Here is a 16,659-nt window from a genome sequence, read left to right on the forward strand (position 1 = left end):
CGCAAAGTGCCTATAGTTGAAAGCTTCACCACACCGTCCAGCACGCTCCATGAAACACACGATCCATCGCCGCAAACTGATTGCAGGTATCGCTTCCTTCCTGTTCGCCGCCGCCACACTGGCCCCCGTGCATGCTCAGGCCGAAACACGCGAAGTGGTCATCGGCTATCAGGACATGGTCGTGCCTTGGCGATATGCGCAGGCGACGGGCGCCGTCGAGAAAGCCACGGGCTATAAGGTCACGTATCGCAAGCTCGGCAGCGGCGCGGACGTGATCCGTGCGCTCGCATCCGGCTCCATTCAGCTCGGCGAAGCAGGTTCCAGCCCGATCGCGGCGGGCCTTTCGCAAGGCGTCGATCTTTCGCTCTTCTGGATTCTCGACAACATCAACGACGCCGAAGCACTCGTCGCGCGCAACGGCTCTGGCGTCACGAAGCTCACCGATCTGAAGGGCAAGACGCTTGGCGTGCCGTATGTGTCCACATCGCACTTCCATGCGCTCGTCGCGTTGCAGCAGGCGGGCGTCGATCCGTCGAGCGTGAAGATCGTCAATCTGCGTCCGCCAGAAGTCGCCGCCGCGTGGGAACGCGGCAACATCGACGCGACGTACATCTGGGATCCCGTGCTCGCCAAGGTCAAGCAGAGCGGCCGTGTGCTGATCACGTCGGGGCAGGTCGCGACCGAATCGGGCAAGGCGACCTTCGACGGCTTCGTCGCCTCACGCAAGTTCGCACAGGACAATACTGCGTTTTTGAACGGCTTCGTCAAGGTGCTCGCCGACACCGACGCGCAATACCGCGATCACAAAGGCGACTGGAACGCCGGATCGAAGCAGGTTCAGGCCGTGGCGCAGGAGTCCGGCGCGAACGCAGCCGACGTGCCCGCGAGCCTCGCGCTCTATGCATTCCCGAACGCGAGCGAGCAGGCATCGCCGGCATGGCTCGGCGGCGGCCAGCAATCCGGCGCGGCGAAATCGCTCGCCGCGACGGCGCAGTTCCTCAAGCAGCAGGGCACGATCCAGAACGTGCTCGCGGATTACTCCACGGGCGTCGATCCGCGCTACGCGCAGCAGGCCGCGAAGTGACCGCGCTTTCCATCCGGAATCTTGGCGTCACGTACGACGGCACGGACAGGCCTGCGTTGCAGGGCGTCGATCTGCAGATCGGCAGCGGCGAGTTCGTGGTGGCGCTCGGCGCGTCGGGCTGCGGCAAGACCACGCTGCTCAATTGCCTTGCCGGCTTTCTCGAACCGACCGAAGGCGAGGCATCGCTCAACGGCGAGCCGATCGTCGGACCCGGGGCGGAGCGCGGCGTGGTGTTTCAGAAATACGCGCTCATGCCCTGGCTCGACGTGCTCGACAACGTATCGCTCGGCCTGCGCTTTCGCGGCGTGAAGCGCGACGAGCGGCACGCGATCGCGCGCCGCACGCTCGCGCTCGTGGGCCTCGCGCAGCACGAGCATGCGAAGGTCTATACGCTCTCGGGCGGCATGCAGCAGCGCGTGGGCATCGCGCGCGCGCTCGCGAGCGATCCCGAAGTGCTACTGATGGACGAGCCGATGGGCGCGCTCGACGCGCTCACGCGCGAAAGCGTGCAGGAACTTGTGCTCGACGTGTGGGCCCGCACGGGCAAGACGGTGTTCTTCATCACGCATAGCGTGGAGGAGGCGCTCTTCCTCGCGACGCGGCTCGTCCTGATGACGCCGGGCCAGGACGCATCGAGGAAGTGCACGAACTGCCGTTCTCGCGCGAGTTCATACGCAACCGCGCTGCGCGCGCCGTCAAGTCGTCGCCCGCGTTCATCGAGTGGCGCGAGCGGCTGACGCACCGCCTGCATCGCACCGAAACGGAAGTCGCATGACCCATCCCGCCCATGACGCGCGCCTGCCGCGCGCGGCAACAGCGCCGCGCATCCCACGACGCACCGCGCCCGCCAGACGGGGCGCGCGCTATCGCGGGATGCCGGGCGCAGGCCCGACGGCCGTGCCCAGCGTGCTGTGTGTCGCGACGCTCGCGGCGCTCTGGTGGGCGGCCACGCATTTCCACTGGCTGCCGCCGCTCTTCCTGCCCTCGCCCGAAGCCGTGTGGCGGGCGTTCGTCGATGCCATGCACGGGCGACTGCAGGGCGGACTGCCATTGTCCGAGCATCTGCTGTGGAGCACGGTCCGCGTGTTCGGCGCGTTCGCGCTGGCCGTAGTCACGGCGGTGCCGACCGGCATTCTGATGGGCGTGAGCCGCATTGCACGCGGCGTGCTCGACCCGCCGCTGGAGTTCTATCGGCCGCTGCCGCCGCTCGCCTATCTGCCGCTCGTCGTGATCTGGTTCGGCATCGACGAAACCGCGAAGATCGTCGTGATCTGGCTCGCGTGTTTCGCGCCGATCGCGATGGCCGCGCGCGCCGGTGTCAGGAGCGCGAGCGCCGAACAGGTCAACGCGGCGTGGTCGCTCGGCGCGAACTTCAGGCAGGTGGTGTGGCATGTGGTGCTGCCCGCCGCCCTGCCCGAAATCCTGACGGGTCTGCGCATCGCGGTCGGCTTCGGGTGGACCACGCTCGTTGCCGCCGAGATGGTCGCCGCGACCGCCGGGCTCGGGCAGATGGTGCTCAATGCATCGAGCTTCCTGCGCACCGACGTGGTCGTGATGGGCATCATCCTGATCGGCGCGATCGCGTGGATTTTCGACTTCGGCATGCGCGCGCTGGAACGGCGGCTCGTGCCGTGGAAGGGACGGTGATCGCGCCGCGAGACCTTACCGCGCGGCCTGACTCGCGCGGATGTCGAATGCGCCGCCCGTCTGCCGCACGCCACGCGGCCCTTGCCGGGCAGCAGCGGGAACACAGGCTCCGCGAAGCGGAACGCCTCTTCCAGATGCGGATAGCCCGACAGCTCGAAGCCGTTCGCGCCGGCATCGACATATTCCTGCAGGCGCGCGGCCAACGTCCGCCCATCGCCGACGAGCGCCGTTCCCACGCCGCCGCGCACCAGTCCGACGCCGGCCCACAGGTTCGGGCTGATCTCCAGCCGGTCGCGCCGTCCGCCGTGCAGTTCGGCCATGCGGCGCTGCCCGACCGAATCGAACCTCGCGAAGTTCTGCTGCGATTGGGCAATGTCGCGTCGTCGCTATCGATGTGCCTGGTGTTGCCAAGACGCGCGCCGGCGCTTTCAGAACGGCGGCGGCTCGACGGGCGGCTGAAACAGATCGACCGCATTGCCCATGTTGAAGTAGCCCGCTTGCGCGAACAATGCGATGTGTTCGAGCTTTTCCGCGCGGCTCGCCTCCTCGTTGCCGCTCGGGGAGGCACGCGGTGCATCGCACGCGCAGGCGTTCATCGCACGTCTCGCTTCACGCATAAAGCGGCGCTCGCGAGACCGTTCAAAGCTGTTGGACAGCACGTGCCAGTAATGCGTCAGGATCTGCGCCATGACTCGCTACCTTCGGAAGACAATGACATCAATCTAAGCTCGCGCGACGCGTTTCACAAACGAGCTTTTCTGCGATGCATTGCAGGCATTGTGCGGACCTTGCCGCTCTTCTCGAAGCGGCGCGAGAGCAACACGTTGGCGGCTCCCTGCAGCGCGCCGCACAGGATCAGATAGACGAAGCCGACGAACAGAAAAATCTGTGCTGGATAGACCATCAGCCGGTTATTGAGCTGATTCGCAAGGAACGTGAATTCCGGCACGCCCACGATATACGCAAGCGACGTGTCCTTGACGAGCGACACCAATTGATTGATGAACGACGGCATGATCACGCGCACGGCCTGCGGCAGCACGACTTCGCGCAGCGCCTGCCAGCGCGTGAGCCCGAGCGACATCGCCGCCTGCCACTGCCCGTTGCCGATCGACATGATGCCCGCATGGACCGAATGCGACAGATACGCACCGCCGATCAGCGCAAGCGCGCTCACAACGGTCGCGAGGCCCGGCACGTTCACGTGCAGCAGAATCGGCATCAAAAAGAAGGTCCAGAAGATCAGCATCAGCACGGGAATCGCGCGAAAGAACGCAACGAGCGCAGTGAGAAGGATGTGCGCGACGCCGCGTGTCATCGCGAGCGCGATGCCGCCCGCGAGCCCGGCGATCGCCGCAAGCGAAGCGGAGGCGATGGAGAGCGCAAGCGTCAGCGCAACGCCGCCGAGCGGCCCAGATGGAAACGCGCCCAGCAGCAGATAGCGCAGCGAAGCGAGCCAGTCGACCTCGTTCATGCGTGGACTCGCCGCAACGCGCGCGTGCCGGTTCGCTGCCACACGACCAGCGCCGCTTCGATGACCGCGATGGTCAGCACATAGAACACCGTGGCCGTGCCGAATGCCTGAAACGTTCTGAAGGATTCGGTATCGACCTGACGCGACATGTACGACAGTTCCGCAACGCCTATCGCCATTGTCAGCGACGAGTTCTTCACCACGTTCATGTATTGCCCGGCGAGCGGCGGCGTCGCGATGCGAACCGCCTGCGGCAGGATCACGTAACGCAGCGCGGCGTAGCGGCTCATGCCGAGCGCAGCGGCCGCCTGCTCCTGCGCGATGCTCACGCCACGCATGCCGGCACGGAACTCCTCGCCGATAAACGCCGTCGAGTAGCAGGTCAATCCGATCCAGCCCGCGAACACCTCGAAACTCGGCCAACGCAAAGCGAATGGCCCGAGCATCGCGGCACGCGGCGTGTTGAGCCATGCCATCCATTCGGATGGCAGCAACGCGGCCGCCCCGAAATACCAGAACAGCAACTGCACGAGCAGCGGCGAATTGCGAAAGACGAAGACATACGATGCCGCCACGCGTGCGAGCGCGCCATTGCCCGACGTGCGCGCGACGGCCAGCACAAAGCCGAGCAGCGTCGCGCAGATCGCCGCACATGCGGACAGCGCCAGCGTGACGGCGAAGCCCTGCTCCAGCCACGCGAGATACTTCGGATCGAGCCAGCTATGCATGACCGACGTCGGTCAACCGTTCTTTTGCGGATCGCCGATCTTGAAGAGGCGCGGCAGCGGCGCCGCGCTCTTCGGGCCGAACCACTTGTCGTAGATGCGTGCAGCATCGCCGTCCGCTTCGAGTTTCGTGAGCGTGCTGTTCACGGCGTCGAGCAGACGCGTCTCGCCCTTCGGCACGCCCACGCCTTCGTAGTCGTTGGAGATGGTGAAGGCGGGAATCTCGTAGCTGGCCTTGTCCGGCACGCGCGCAAGCAACGCCACGAGCTTGGGACCGTCCTGCGTGATCGCCTGCACGTTGCCCGTGCGCAGCGCGGCGAATGCGAACGGCGTGTCGTCGTACGCGACGATGGTCGCGCTCGGGAATTTCGCGCGCACCTGCTGTTCGTTGGTCGTTCCCTTGTCCGCACCGATGCGCAGGCTGTTGAGCTGATCGGGCGACTTCAGCACGCCCTTCTTCGCGATGAACTGCGTGCCTGATGCAAAGTACGGCGTGCTGAAATCGACTTCCTTTCTGCGCTCGTCGGTGATCGTGAAGTTGGCGAAGACGAGATCGACCTTGCCCGACTTCAGGAACGCGATGCGGTTGGCCGGATTGGTCGGTTGCACTTCGAGCTTGACGCCCAAGCTCTTCGCCACCGCTCGCGCGTAGTCGACATCGAGACCGACGATCTGATTGTCCTTCGGGTCGACAAAACCGAACGGCGGATTGCTGTCGAACGCCGCGACGCGCAGCACGCCGGCTTTTTTGATGTCGTCGAGCCGATCCGCATGCGCGGCGTTCGAAGCCACTACCAGCAGTGCTGCAAGCACCGCGCCCCAAGTCCTGATCTTCATTGTTGAGTTCCTTGTTCGTTGCGCCGGTGCGCGTCGCTGGGCGTCGGCACGATGGCGAGGCTGGCACTCTATCGGCACGGCCGCGAGGAGGGAACGAAGTTTTTGTCACGAAGAAAGCAGGCGCGGAGATTTGGCGCGACGCCCGGAGTGAATCCATCACACATCGACGTGCTGAGGGACGCGCCGCCCGGTTTCGCCTGACCGCCCGCGTCGTCTCAGGCGCTGCCGCCCTCGAAACCGCCGTGCCGGCCGAGCACGTCAACCGCACGCGCGGCAAGGCGCTGCATTCTTCATCGTCACGCGCGTGCACGCGCTGCGCGAGCGTCTCGGTAAAGTGCCGGGTCAGCGGCCACGGGCCGAAACCCGCCGAGACGTCGACATGCCCCGCGTCGCGAAGATTGACGAATGCGCTTTTCCAGCGCTGCGCCGACGTGCGTGCTTCGTCGATCGGCAGCCATGGATCCGTGGTGCTGCCGACGACGAACGATGGCACGCCGAGTCTGGATGCATCGAAAGCACCGGCGAAGCGGAACCGCGCCGGGCTCTCCGACGCGACCAGCAGCACGCCGAGCACTTCGACATCGAGCGGCAAAACGTGCCATGCCCCGGATGATCGGAGTGGCCAAGTGCATACGCGGCCGCGAGACATCCGAAGCCGTACGTGGCGAGCACGACTGCACCCTCACGTCCGCGGGGGTGCCGCGCGCGGAGCCGTTCCAGGGGTCGAGACGCGCGCATCCCCGTCCCGCTGCTCGACGCGCCGCGCGCCGGGCATCTGACGCTAGAGCCAGCTCTGCCAATGCGCGCCCTCGCGCCCTTCGGCCAGATGCGTGGTCACGCCGTTGAGCGCGTAGTCGCCGATCAAGCGTGCCTTGTGCAGCAGCGGATTGTGGCTGAAGATCGTGCGCAGATTGCACCAGTGACGATCGATGTTATGCGCGCGCGACTTCGCCGATGCGCACCCCCGCCTCGAACATACGCTCCGCTGCGCTCAACGCGAGCTTGCTGACGACGATCTGCGTGCGCTCCGTCCCGAGCGCGCTTTCGAGCACGCGCGCGTTGTCGCGCACGAGCACGTCGATCGCGTGACTGTTCGCGCTCAGCTCGCCGACGACCTGTTGAATGAGCGCATCTTCGCGGGCGGACGGCGCCGCACTGTGCAGCACAGGCCGCCCGTGCTTCAGCACATAGCGCTGGTGCATGCGCGACGACGTTGCGGACGATGCCCGCGGCCACCGCCACCAGATGCGACTGATGCAACGCGCCGCCGTGACGGTCCGTGAGCGTCGTCTGCACGCGCGGCGTGACTTCGTCGGCATACACGATGAGGTCGTCGAATTCGAGGCTGCCGCTCGCGGTCATGCGCTGCCCCATGCCGTCCCAGTCGTCGATCACCCGAAGTCCCTCGCGCCGGACCGGCACGACCGCTATCGCGGCTTCGCCGTGTTCGTCCTGCACGTTCAGGCACGGGTAGCTGGAGAACGCGGTGCCCGTCGAATAAAATTTGCGGTCGCTGAGACGGAAGTGATCGCCTTCGCGCCGCAATTGCGTCTTGATTTCCCGGGACGCGACGTACCCGCTTCCGCGGAAGCGCCGCCGAAGATCGCGCCTTCGACCAAGCGCTTGATCTGCAATTCGTTGAACGCCATACGCGGCGAAAGCAGCAGCGCATCGGTCTGATCGAAGTGAATGCGCAGCGCATGCGCGACGTTGCTTCCGTCTGCAGCAAGCGTTGCGGTTACTTCGAGCACGTCTTCGAGCGAGCCGCCGAGCCCGCCCCACTCAAGCGGAAAGCGCAAGGTGCTCAAGCCTCACTGGCGAAACAGCGTGAAAGCCTCGAACGCCAAGTTCACGGCGCGCCTCGCGTGCGGCAGCATCTTCGCCGACGGCCTTCTCCAGTTCCGGCAACGCGGCGAGCGCGGCTTCGAGTTTCTGATTTTTGTTCGACATGTAACGTGACACTCCTATGGTCCTGGTGCGCACCCTACGCGGCGTGCGCCTTGAATCGTTTGCCGGGCTCTGTCAAGTTGACGTGCGTGGACTACGTGGGCAGTAAAAAAGTTATCGTTATTAACGGATGCCATTGACTACGCTGCCGCTTCTGCCGTTGCTTTTCCACAGCGGGTGACTTGCCTTCACGGACGGCGCGACGGGCGTCCAGCAGTTTTTCCCGCGCCAACGCCAGCGAGATGCCCCCTCGACCATAACGGCCGATTGTCAGCGTTTCTCGCCGCCCGTTAATGCGATAGTCGTATCGAAAGGAGATGGTGCCCGCCGGAGATACTGCGACGTACATGCCTTCGCGGTCGGCGATCTTGTGCGGGGCTTAAGGTTGCGTAGTGCAAATTCGGTGAGCATCGTTTCTCGTTTTCGTGGTTGGTACACCTTTTACCGTCACCAACCACGAGCCCTTGATGTGCCCGCAAACCCGCACCACGCCTAGCTTTTTGGAAAGAATTTTACCGTCGAGGCCGAATCGTGCTGCCGGTAAATTATCGAGTCGTAACCGTGCATTCGGCGCATACCGTCCGCCATACCGTCATTTTGCCGCACACAATGGCTCGGCTGCTTCCGGAATCCTCAAAAATTTTGCTTCTAGATCAATGACTTACAACGAAACGATCAACAAAGAACTTTTTACATCAATCATTACAAGCCATTGATTTTATTGAGATTTTTTTACCCCCTACTCCCACTCAATCGTCGCCGGCGGCTTCCCCGAAATGTCATAAACAACCCGGTTGATCCCGCGCACTTCATTGATGATCCGGTTCGACACATGCCCCAGCAGCTCATGCGGCAGATGCGCCCAATGCGCGGTCATGAAATCGAGCGTTTGCACCGCGCGCAGCGCCACCACGTACTCATAAGTCCGCCCGTCGCCCATCACACCGACACTCTTCACCGGCAGAAACACCGCGAACGCCTGGCTCGTCAGGTCGTACCAGGACTTGCCGGTTTCCTTGTCGATGAAAGTCCGCAGCGTCTCGATGAAAATCGCGTCCGCGCGACGCAACAAGTCCGCGAAATCGCGCTTCACTTCGCCGAGAATCCGCACACCCAGACCCGGGCCCGGGAACGGATGGCGATATACCATCGCGGGCGGCAAACCAAGCTTCACGCCGAGTTCGCGCACTTCGTCCTTGAACAGTTCGCGCAGCGGCTCCAGCAGCTTCAGATTCAGCGTCTCAGGCAGGCCGCCCACGTTGTGGTGGCTCTTGATGGTTTGCGTCGCCTTCTTGCCCTTGCCGGCCGATTCGATCACGTCCGGATAGATCGTGCCTTGCGCCAGCCACTTGGCGTCGGTGAGCCTGCCGGCCTCGGCCTGGAACACCTCGACGAACTCCGCGCCGATGATCTTGCGCTTCGCTTCCGGATCGCTCACGCCGGCGAGCTTCCTCAGGAACACATCGCTGGCGTCCACGTGAATCACCTTCACGCCGAGGTGATCGGCGAACGTCGCCATCACCTGCTCCGCTTCGTTCAGGCGCAATAGGCCGTGATCGACGAACACGCAGGTCAGTTGATCGCCGATCGCGCGATGCAGCAGCGCCGCCGCCACCGACGAATCCACGCCGCCCGACAGCCCCAGGATCACGTGTTCGTTGCCGACCTGCTCGCGAATCTTCGCGACGGCTTCGTCGATGTAATGACCCATCTCCCAATCGGGCCTGGCGCCGCAAATCCGCAGCACGAAGCGCTCGAGCATCGCGCGGCCCTGCACGGTGTGCGTGACTTCCGGATGCCACTGTAGACCGTAGAAATGGCGCTTTTCGTCGGCCATCGCCGCGATTGGGCACGATTCCGTCGACGCCATCAGCGCGAAGCCCGGCGGCATTTCCAGTACCTTGTCGCCGTGGCTCATCCACACCTTCAGCATGCCGTGACCTTCCGGCGTGGTGAAGTCGCTGATGCCCTCGAGCAGGCTCGTATGGTTGCGCGCGCGCACTTCGGCATAGCCGAACTCGCGCAGGTGGCCGATGTCGACCTTGCCGCCCAATTGCTCGGCCATTGCCTGCATGCCGTAGCAGATGCCGAGCACCGGCACGCCGAGCTCGAACACCGCTTGCGGCACGCGCGGCGTGTCCGTTTCGGTGACCGAGCTCGGGCCGCCGGACAGGATCACGCCCTTCGGCGCGAAATCGCGAATGAACGACGCGTCGACGTCGTACGGATGAATTTCCGAGTACACGTTGGCTTCGCGAACGCGACGTGCAATCAGTTGGGTGACTTGCGAACCGAAGTCGAGAATCAGGATCTTGTCATGCATGGCAGCGGACGGAGTCAAAAGTGAACGGATACGGAATGCCGCGCACGAGGCGCGGCGTTGAATTCAAAGCGGTCCACGTGGGAACGGTCGAGCATGAAACGTAACAATGAAGCGCGCTGGCGGGGCCGACCGCAGGCACTGATTTGCGGCACGCGCGAACGAATCCGGTAGCTTCGAAGGACGGGGCGGTCCGGCGCTTCAGCCATGAAACGGCGGGCGGGGCGCACCCGGCGCGTCGGCGGCGGCGTTGCGGGCCTCGTCGCGTGCGCTCGCAGCCTCGGAACTGGCGGCCCTCGCTGCATGTTCAGCGCGTACAGCACGCTCGGCCGCCAGCCTACCCGGTTCGTCGACCGCTGGATCGACCGGCGCACCCGTAGCCGGACTCACCGGCCGCGTAGCCGGCATGACCGGCTCGATCACCGGCTCCGCACGGTAGACCGGAAAGCCCGCCGTGACGGGAGTGGGCCCGCTCGCGGGTTCGCGTTTGTAGGCGGCGTCTTTCGCGGCATCTTTCGCCGCTTGGCGCTCGGCGCGCTCGGCAGCGGCGGCTTCAGCCAGCCGCGCCTTTTCACGCCGCCGCACCGCGCTCGATAAACGCACGCCGCCCAGGCCGATCACCAGCAGCACCACACCCGTCAGCACCGCCACGATCTGCCCGAAACCCGTCAGCGACGGCGTATGCAAACCGAGCAACCAGACCAGCATCAGCACGCCGGTCAACCAGTTCACGTGCCCGACGACTCTCGCGACACTCGAAGTGAGCGCCCCGTCGATCGACGCGTGCAGGGCCAGCCAGCCGAGCCCGATCAGCGCCACGCCAAATCCCTGGCCGACCAGAGCCGGCTGGGTTTGCACCAGAAGCAGCGCGTTGTACAACGAAGTCCAGGGCGTCAGCACGAACAGCAGGCCGAACGCAAGCAACAGCAACGCATCGAGGATGAGTACAGCACGCAGCAATGGCTTCATTGGCGTTTAGTCCACGTGATAGTTGGGCGCTTCCTTGGTGATCTGCACGTCATGCACATGCGACTCGCGCAAGCCCGCGCCCGTGATCTGCACGAACTCGGCCTTCTCGTTCATCTCCGCGATGGTGCGGCAACCGCAGTAGCCCATGCTGGCGCGCACGCCGCCGATCAACTGGAACAGGATCGCGTTGACCGACCCCTTGTAGGCGACGCGGCCCTCGATACCTTCCGGCACCAGCTTGTCGATGTTCGCGGAGTTGTCCTGGAAGTAGCGGTCCGCCGCGCCGTCCTTCATCGCGCCGACCGAGCCCATGCCGCGGTAGGACTTGTACTGGCGGCCCTGAAACAGGAAGACGTCGCCCGGCGCCTCTTCGGTGCCGGCGAACATGCTGCCCATCATCACCGCGTTCGCGCCCGCTGCCAGCGCCTTGCTGACGTCGCCCGAGAAGCGCACGCCGCCGTCGGCGATGACCGGCACGCCGGTGCCCTTCAGCGCTTCGGACACGTTGGCGATCGCCGTGACCTGCGGCACGCCCACGCCCGCCACGATGCGTGTCGTACAGATCGAACCGGGGCCGATACCGACCTTCACGCCGTCGGCGCCGTATTCGACCAGCGCCCTGGCTGCCGCCGCGGTGGCGATGTTGCCGCCGATCACCTCGACGTGCGGGAAGTTCTGCTTGACCCACTTGACGCGCTCGAGCACGCCCTTGCTGTGGCCGTGCGCCGTATCGACGACGATCACGTCGACACCCGCCTGCGCCAGCAGCGCGATGCGCTCCTCGTTGTCTTCGCCCACGCCGACCGCCGCGCCCGCGCGCAGCTTGCCGTGTTCGTCCTTACAGGCGTCCGGGTGTTCGGTTTGCTTGGTGATGTCCTTCACCGTCATCAGGCCGCGCAGTTCGAACGCTTCGTTGATGACCAGCACGCGCTCGAGGCGGTGGCTGTGCATCAGCGCCTTGGCTTCGGCGAGCGGCGTGCCTTCCTTGACGGTGACGAGGCGCTCGCGCGGCGTCATGATGCTGCGCACCGGTTCGTCCAGACGCTCCTCGAAGCGCAAGTCGCGGTTCGTGACGATACCGACCAGTTGCGCGCCCTCGACCACCGGGAAACCCGAAATGCCATGCTGGCGCGACAGCGCGATCACGTCGCGCACTTTCATCTGCGGCGGCACCGTGATCGGATCACGCACGACGCCCGATTCGAAGCGCTTGACCTTGGCGACTTCACGCGCCTGCTCGGCCGGCGTGAGATTCTTGTGGATGATGCCCACGCCACCCATTTGCGCCATCGCGATCGCAAGGCGTGCTTCTGTGACCGTGTCCATGGCGGCGGACACGAGCGGCATATTCAGGGAAATATTGCGGGTCAGCCGGGTCTTGAGGCTGGTGTCGCGCGGCAGAACATCGGAGTAGGCCGGGACGAGGAGCACGTCATCGAACGTGAGTGCTGTTTGGATCAGACGCATGGCAAATCCTATAGGCGCAAAAGCGAATTATACGCGATACCTCCTGGTTTTCACTGCACGAACAGCAGCTTAGCGAGTTTCCGCCGATTTTTTTCGTGACTTTGGGCGCGGCGATTTCGCCTCGCTGTTCGGCTCGGGTTCGATCGGGTTTCGTTTGCGCGTTCGGGCGCATCGGCGCCGAATGCAGAATCGAACAAGACGCCCCGCCACCACCGGGCTATTCTGCCGACCATTCGAGTCTTTCCGGCAGGGGTAGTCGATGCAGCGCGGTGTGGCATATGGAGTGATGGCTGGAGCCTTGTGGGGCATGGTGTTTCTGGTGCCGCGCGTGCTGCCCGACTTTTCGCCGCTGCTGCTCTCTGCCGGCCGCTACACGATGTACGGCCTCGTCTCGCTGGCCGCCGCGCTGCCGATGATGCGCTCGCTCGTCAAGCGTCTCACTCGCGAGGATCTGGGCGCGCTCGTCAAGCTCGCAGTGGTCGGCAACCTGCTCTACTACCTGCTGCTAACAGCGGCCGTCCATCTGATCGGCATCGCGCCGGCGTCGCTGATCGTCGGCGTGCTGCCCGTCACGGTCACGCTGCTAGGCCGGCGCGATCGCGGCGCGGTGCCGCTCGCCCGCCTCGCATGGCCGCTCGCGATGGTGATGGCGGGCATCGCCTGCATCAATGTCGACGTGTTCACGGTCGCGGACGGCACGCCGGCGAGCGTCGCCATCAGGCTCATCGGACTCGCCTGCGCAGTCGGCGCGCTGGGATGCTGGACGTGGTTCGCGGTCGAAAACACCCGCTACCTGCAGCGTCAGACGCATTTCAGCGGCAACGAATGGTCGGTGCTGTGGGGCGTGGTGACGGGTGCGCTCGGCGCGGCGCTGTGGCTCGTGATCGGCGTGCTGCCGTCGGACGGCCTGCAAGGCGAACTCGCGGACGGCCGCTGGCATACCTTCTGGATGCTGAATCTCGGGCTTGCCGTCGGCGCATCGTGGCTCGGCAACGGGCTGTGGAACGCCGCGTCGAAACGGCTGCCGCTAACGCTCTCGGGTCAGATGATCGTGTTCGAGACGCTGTTCGCGCTGCTCTACGCGTTCATTTACGATCAGCGCCTGCCGCGTCCGCTGGAAATCGCGGCGATTTTGCTGCTAGTGGCGGGGGTCTGCTGGTCGGTGCGCCAGCATGCGGATGATGATTCGTCCGGGGCGGCGTCGCTTGGGGACAAGGCGCGGGACGAGGCAAGGATCGCGGCGCCTTGAGGCGGGGCGCGGCAGGCGCCGCCGACCGGTCTAACGCGAATCCTTGTTCTGCCAGCGGCGGCCCTCGATCGAGCCCGCCTTGCGCGTCTTTTCGACGCGCCGTTGACGCGACACCTTCGGATCCACCTGCAGCGGCCGGTAAATCTCGACGCGATCGTGGTCGGCAAGCACCGTATCGAGCGGCTTGAGTTTGCCGAACACGCCGACTTTCTGCGTGTCGAGATCGATCCGCGGGTAGCGTTGCAGGATGCCGCTCGCCTCGATCGCCTGCCGCAGCGTCGCGCCCAGCGGCAAATCAACCGCGATCAGCGTCTGCTCCGTGGCGCTCGCGTAGCAGACTTCGATCGACAGCCGCGCGCTCATGCCTTACCGTAGCGCTGATCGGCGCGCTTCACGAACGATTCGACAAAAGTATTGGCGATGTGATTGAACACCGGCCCAATGATCTTCTCGAGAATGATGTTGGTGAATTCGTAGTGCAGCGCGAATTCGATCTTGCAGGCGTCGGCGCGCAACGGCGTGAAGCGCCAGAAACCGGTGAATTTGCGAAACGGGCCGTCCGCGAATTCCATATCGATGCGTGTGGGCCGCTCCATGCTGTTACGCGTGGCGAAATGCTGCTTGATGCCCTTGAAGTTGATATCGATCTTCGCCTCCATGCCGGTTTCGTCCTGGCGGCGGATTTCGACGCCTCCGCACCAGGGCAGGAAGTTGGGGTAATCGGCGACGTCGGTAACGAGGTCGAACATCTGTTCCGCCGAATGGCGGATCAACACGGTTTTCTGGACATCTGCCATAAATTGAACAGCACGTGGCAAGGGTGGACAAGCGCCGCGGGCTTTCCTTGCCCCGCTTTGCTAAAATCGTGATTTTAAACGAGTTGGGCACTTTCCATTCATGAGCATCATCGACAACAGAAAAGCCTTCTACGACTACTCGGTCGAAGAACGCTATGAAGCAGGGCTCGTGCTCGAAGGATGGGAGGTCAAGGCGCTACGCGCCGGGCGCGGCCAGATCAAGGAGGGTTATGTCGTTATCCGCAATAACGAACTGTTCCTGATCGGCACGCACATCAGCCCGCTGCCCGAAGCCTCGACCCACATCCACCCGGACCCCGTGCGCACGCGCAAGCTGCTTCTGCACAGCGAAGAGATCAGCAAACTGATCGGCAAGGTCGAGCAGCGCGGCTACACGCTCGTGCCGCTGAACTTCCACTACAAGGGCGGCCGCGTCAAATGCGAAATCGGTCTCGCCAAGGGTAAGAAGCAGCACGACAAACGCGAAACCGAGAAGAAACGCGATTGGGAGCGCGAGAAGGCGCGCCTGATGCGCTCGCCGAGCTGATCCAGGCTTGACGACGGGCGCCACAAGCAGGCGCTCAATGAAAAATGGCCCGCACACCGCGCGGGCCATTCTTTTTTCTGCGGACCAAGCCGTGCACTGACACGCGCACCCGCGACGAACTCACCGCACGTCGGTCGCGCCCTTGCCTTTGTTCACGATGGTCAGCGCCGAGGCGATCATCGAACTCATATCCGACATATTGCCTGGCACGATCAGCGTCGTGCCCTGCTTCGCCAGGTTCGCGAACGCGTTCACGTATTGTTCCGCCACCTTGAGGTTCACCGCCTCCATCCCGCCATTCGACTGGATCGCCGCCGCGATCTTCTGAATCGCCTGCGAATTGGCTTCGGCCACCGCCAGGATCGCCGCCGCCTGGCCTTGCGCCTGGTTGATCGCGGCCTGCCGTTCGCCTTCGGACTTCTGGATCGACGCTTCACGGCCGCCGGAGGCGATGTTGATCTGCTCCTGCTTGCGCCCTTCGGACGCCGCGATCAGCGCGCGCTTCTCGCGCTCGGCGGTGATCTGCGCCTGCATCGCGTGAAGAATCTCCTTGGGCGGCGTGAGGTCCTTGATTTCATAGCGCAACACCTTGACGCCCCAGTTCGCCGCGGCCTGATCCAGCGACGACACGATGCTGTGGTTGATGAAGTCGCGCTCCTCGAACGTCTTGTCGAGCTCCAGCTTGCCGATCACGGAGCGCAGCGTGGTCTGCGACAACTGCGTGATCGCGAACACGAAATTGCTCGACCCGTACGAGGCCTTCATCGGATCGGTAACCTGAAAATACAGCACGCCGTCCACCTGCAACTGCGTGTTGTCACGCGTGATGCAGACCTGGCTCGGCACTTCGAGCGGAATCTCCTTGAGGATGTGCTTGTACGCGATCCGGTCGACGAAGGGAAACGCGAAGCTCAAGCCCGGCGTCAGCGTGCGGTGATAGCGGCCGAGCCGCTCCAGCACCCACGCATGCTGTTGCGGCACGATCTTGATGGTCTGCGCTGCCAGCACGATCACGATGACTAAAAACACCGCCCCGATGATGGTCGAATCCATTAATGTCCTCCGGTTCTTGTTCGAATAGTCGTGTGCATTGCAAACGTTCAGGTCGCCGTCGCCTTTTGCTTGCGCCTCGCATGCGGGCTCGCCACGACGATGAGACAACTGCCGCGCAGCTCCGTGATCTCGTAGACCTGCGCGTCTTCCGGCTCGCCCGCGGCCAGTTCGACGTCCCATGCCGCGCCGCGATAATCGACGCGCGCCCGGCGCTCGTGCCACGCCGGCACGCTCAGCGTCTGACCGATGTCCAGATTGACGTCCGGGTTCTTCGACGCCTCCTTGCGCGTTCTGCGGCCAAAACCGGAGCGCCGGAGCAACAGCACCGCGGCGAGCGCCACGCCGGCCGCCAGCGCGAACTGCGCGTCGGCGGCGGCGCCCATGAGGTGCGCGACGGCAGCCGCCACGAAGCCCAACGCGATCATTAGCAGATAGAACGTGCCGCTGATCAGTTCCAGCACGACAAGCACACCCGCCCCGACCCACCAGAACCATCCCGCTGGCGCCACGTCGACCTCCACAAAGCAAAACACCCCGGATCTA

General features: G+C 64.3%; 15 protein-coding genes and 5 pseudogenes. 5 read left to right on the plus strand and 15 right to left on the minus strand.

Annotated features, from left to right (window positions below):
- The first annotated feature begins 49 nt into the window (after positions 1 to 49).
- The 3 genes and pseudogenes from tauA (at position 50) to ACOCG7_RS22805 (ending at position 2,731) form a co-directional block, all read left to right on the plus strand.
- A complete protein-coding gene (tauA, locus tag ACOCG7_RS22795) occupies positions 50 to 1,084 on the plus strand; it encodes a taurine ABC transporter substrate-binding protein (RefSeq protein ID WP_083083485.1) in 1,035 nt (344 codons plus the stop codon).
- Positions 1,081 to 1,859 (plus strand): annotated as a pseudogene (locus ACOCG7_RS22800) (taurine ABC transporter ATP-binding protein). Before tauA ends, ACOCG7_RS22800 begins: the two are co-directional and overlap by 4 nt.
- Positions 1,856 to 2,731: an ABC transporter permease subunit gene (locus ACOCG7_RS22805; protein WP_143326594.1), complete on the plus strand. Its 876-nt coding sequence runs from the start codon at positions 1,856 to 1,858 to the stop codon at positions 2,729 to 2,731. The pseudogene ACOCG7_RS22800 and the gene ACOCG7_RS22805 overlap by 4 nt, the downstream one beginning before the upstream one ends.
- A 15-nt stretch (positions 2,732 to 2,746) precedes the next feature.
- Here ACOCG7_RS22805 and ACOCG7_RS22810 read toward each other — a convergent pair.
- From ACOCG7_RS22810 to guaB, 11 genes and pseudogenes are all read right to left on the minus strand, one after another.
- Positions 2,747 to 3,105, minus strand: a pseudogene (locus tag ACOCG7_RS22810) (alkanesulfonate monooxygenase); the annotation flags it as partial.
- A 54-nt stretch (positions 3,106 to 3,159) separates the two neighbouring features.
- Positions 3,160 to 3,420: a hypothetical protein gene (locus ACOCG7_RS22815; protein ID WP_083083483.1), complete on the minus strand. Its 261-nt coding sequence runs from the start codon at positions 3,418 to 3,420 to the stop codon at positions 3,160 to 3,162.
- Positions 3,421 to 3,473: 53 nt separating this feature from the next.
- On the minus strand, positions 3,474 to 4,205 hold the full coding sequence (locus ACOCG7_RS22820) for an amino acid ABC transporter permease (RefSeq protein ID WP_083083482.1): 732 nt from the start codon (positions 4,203 to 4,205) through the stop codon (positions 3,474 to 3,476).
- Complete coding sequence (locus ACOCG7_RS22825; protein WP_347143090.1) at positions 4,202 to 4,933, minus strand: amino acid ABC transporter permease; 732 nt, start codon at positions 4,931 to 4,933, stop codon at positions 4,202 to 4,204. The genes ACOCG7_RS22820 and ACOCG7_RS22825 overlap by 4 nt, the downstream gene beginning before the upstream one ends.
- A 12-nt stretch (positions 4,934 to 4,945) precedes the next feature.
- Complete coding sequence (locus ACOCG7_RS22830) at positions 4,946 to 5,767, minus strand: ABC transporter substrate-binding protein (protein WP_347143091.1); 822 nt, start codon at positions 5,765 to 5,767, stop codon at positions 4,946 to 4,948.
- 352 nt (positions 5,768 to 6,119) lie between these two features.
- Positions 6,120 to 6,416 (minus strand): annotated as a pseudogene (locus ACOCG7_RS22835) (alpha/beta hydrolase); the annotation flags it as partial.
- 132 nt (positions 6,417 to 6,548) lie between these two features.
- Positions 6,549 to 7,717 (minus strand): annotated as a pseudogene (locus tag ACOCG7_RS22840) (acyl-CoA dehydrogenase).
- A gap of 142 nt (positions 7,718 to 7,859) precedes the next feature.
- Positions 7,860 to 8,125 (minus strand): annotated as a pseudogene (locus tag ACOCG7_RS22845) (Arm DNA-binding domain-containing protein); the annotation flags it as partial.
- Positions 8,126 to 8,453: 328 nt separating this feature from the next.
- Positions 8,454 to 10,037 (minus strand): glutamine-hydrolyzing GMP synthase, encoded by a 1,584-nt coding sequence (guaA, locus tag ACOCG7_RS22850; protein ID WP_073428004.1) that lies wholly within the window; start codon positions 10,035 to 10,037, stop codon positions 8,454 to 8,456.
- A gap of 198 nt (positions 10,038 to 10,235) precedes the next feature.
- Complete coding sequence (locus tag ACOCG7_RS22855) at positions 10,236 to 11,003, minus strand: hypothetical protein (RefSeq protein ID WP_083083843.1); 768 nt, start codon at positions 11,001 to 11,003, stop codon at positions 10,236 to 10,238.
- A gap of 6 nt (positions 11,004 to 11,009) precedes the next feature.
- Positions 11,010 to 12,470, minus strand: coding sequence for an IMP dehydrogenase (gene guaB, locus ACOCG7_RS22860; RefSeq protein WP_073428002.1), 1,461 nt, complete (start codon positions 12,468 to 12,470; stop codon positions 11,010 to 11,012).
- 259 nt (positions 12,471 to 12,729) lie between these two features.
- On the opposite strand from guaB, the gene ACOCG7_RS22865 reads away from it, so the two are divergent.
- A complete protein-coding gene (locus ACOCG7_RS22865; protein WP_083083844.1) occupies positions 12,730 to 13,719 on the plus strand; it encodes a DMT family transporter in 990 nt (329 codons plus the stop codon).
- A 30-nt stretch (positions 13,720 to 13,749) separates the two neighbouring features.
- On the opposite strand, the gene ACOCG7_RS22870 is transcribed toward ACOCG7_RS22865, so the two are convergent.
- On the minus strand, positions 13,750 to 14,082 hold the full coding sequence (locus ACOCG7_RS22870; RefSeq protein WP_083083845.1) for an RnfH family protein: 333 nt from the start codon (positions 14,080 to 14,082) through the stop codon (positions 13,750 to 13,752).
- A complete protein-coding gene (locus ACOCG7_RS22875; protein ID WP_073427999.1) occupies positions 14,079 to 14,516 on the minus strand; it encodes a type II toxin-antitoxin system RatA family toxin in 438 nt (145 codons plus the stop codon). Before ACOCG7_RS22875 ends, ACOCG7_RS22870 begins: the two co-directional genes overlap by 4 nt.
- A gap of 100 nt (positions 14,517 to 14,616) precedes the next feature.
- Between ACOCG7_RS22875 and smpB the strand changes: the two genes are divergently transcribed.
- Entirely contained in the window at positions 14,617 to 15,063 is a 447-nt protein-coding gene (smpB, locus tag ACOCG7_RS22880) for an SsrA-binding protein SmpB (RefSeq protein WP_073427998.1), read from the plus strand.
- A 120-nt stretch (positions 15,064 to 15,183) separates the two neighbouring features.
- Here smpB and ACOCG7_RS22885 read toward each other — a convergent pair whose 3' ends face one another.
- Both ACOCG7_RS22885 and ACOCG7_RS22890 read right to left on the minus strand, forming a co-directional pair.
- On the minus strand, positions 15,184 to 16,116 hold the full coding sequence (locus ACOCG7_RS22885; protein ID WP_073427997.1) for an SPFH domain-containing protein: 933 nt from the start codon (positions 16,114 to 16,116) through the stop codon (positions 15,184 to 15,186).
- 47 nt (positions 16,117 to 16,163) lie between these two features.
- Positions 16,164 to 16,625, minus strand: coding sequence for an NfeD family protein (locus ACOCG7_RS22890; RefSeq protein WP_083083846.1), 462 nt, complete (start codon positions 16,623 to 16,625; stop codon positions 16,164 to 16,166).
- Positions 16,626 to 16,659: the final 34 nt, after the last annotated feature.

The sequence above is a fragment of the Paraburkholderia sp. DD10 genome (assembly GCF_049177125.1).
GTDB classification, from domain to species: Bacteria; Pseudomonadota; Gammaproteobacteria; order Burkholderiales; family Burkholderiaceae; genus Paraburkholderia; species Paraburkholderia terricola.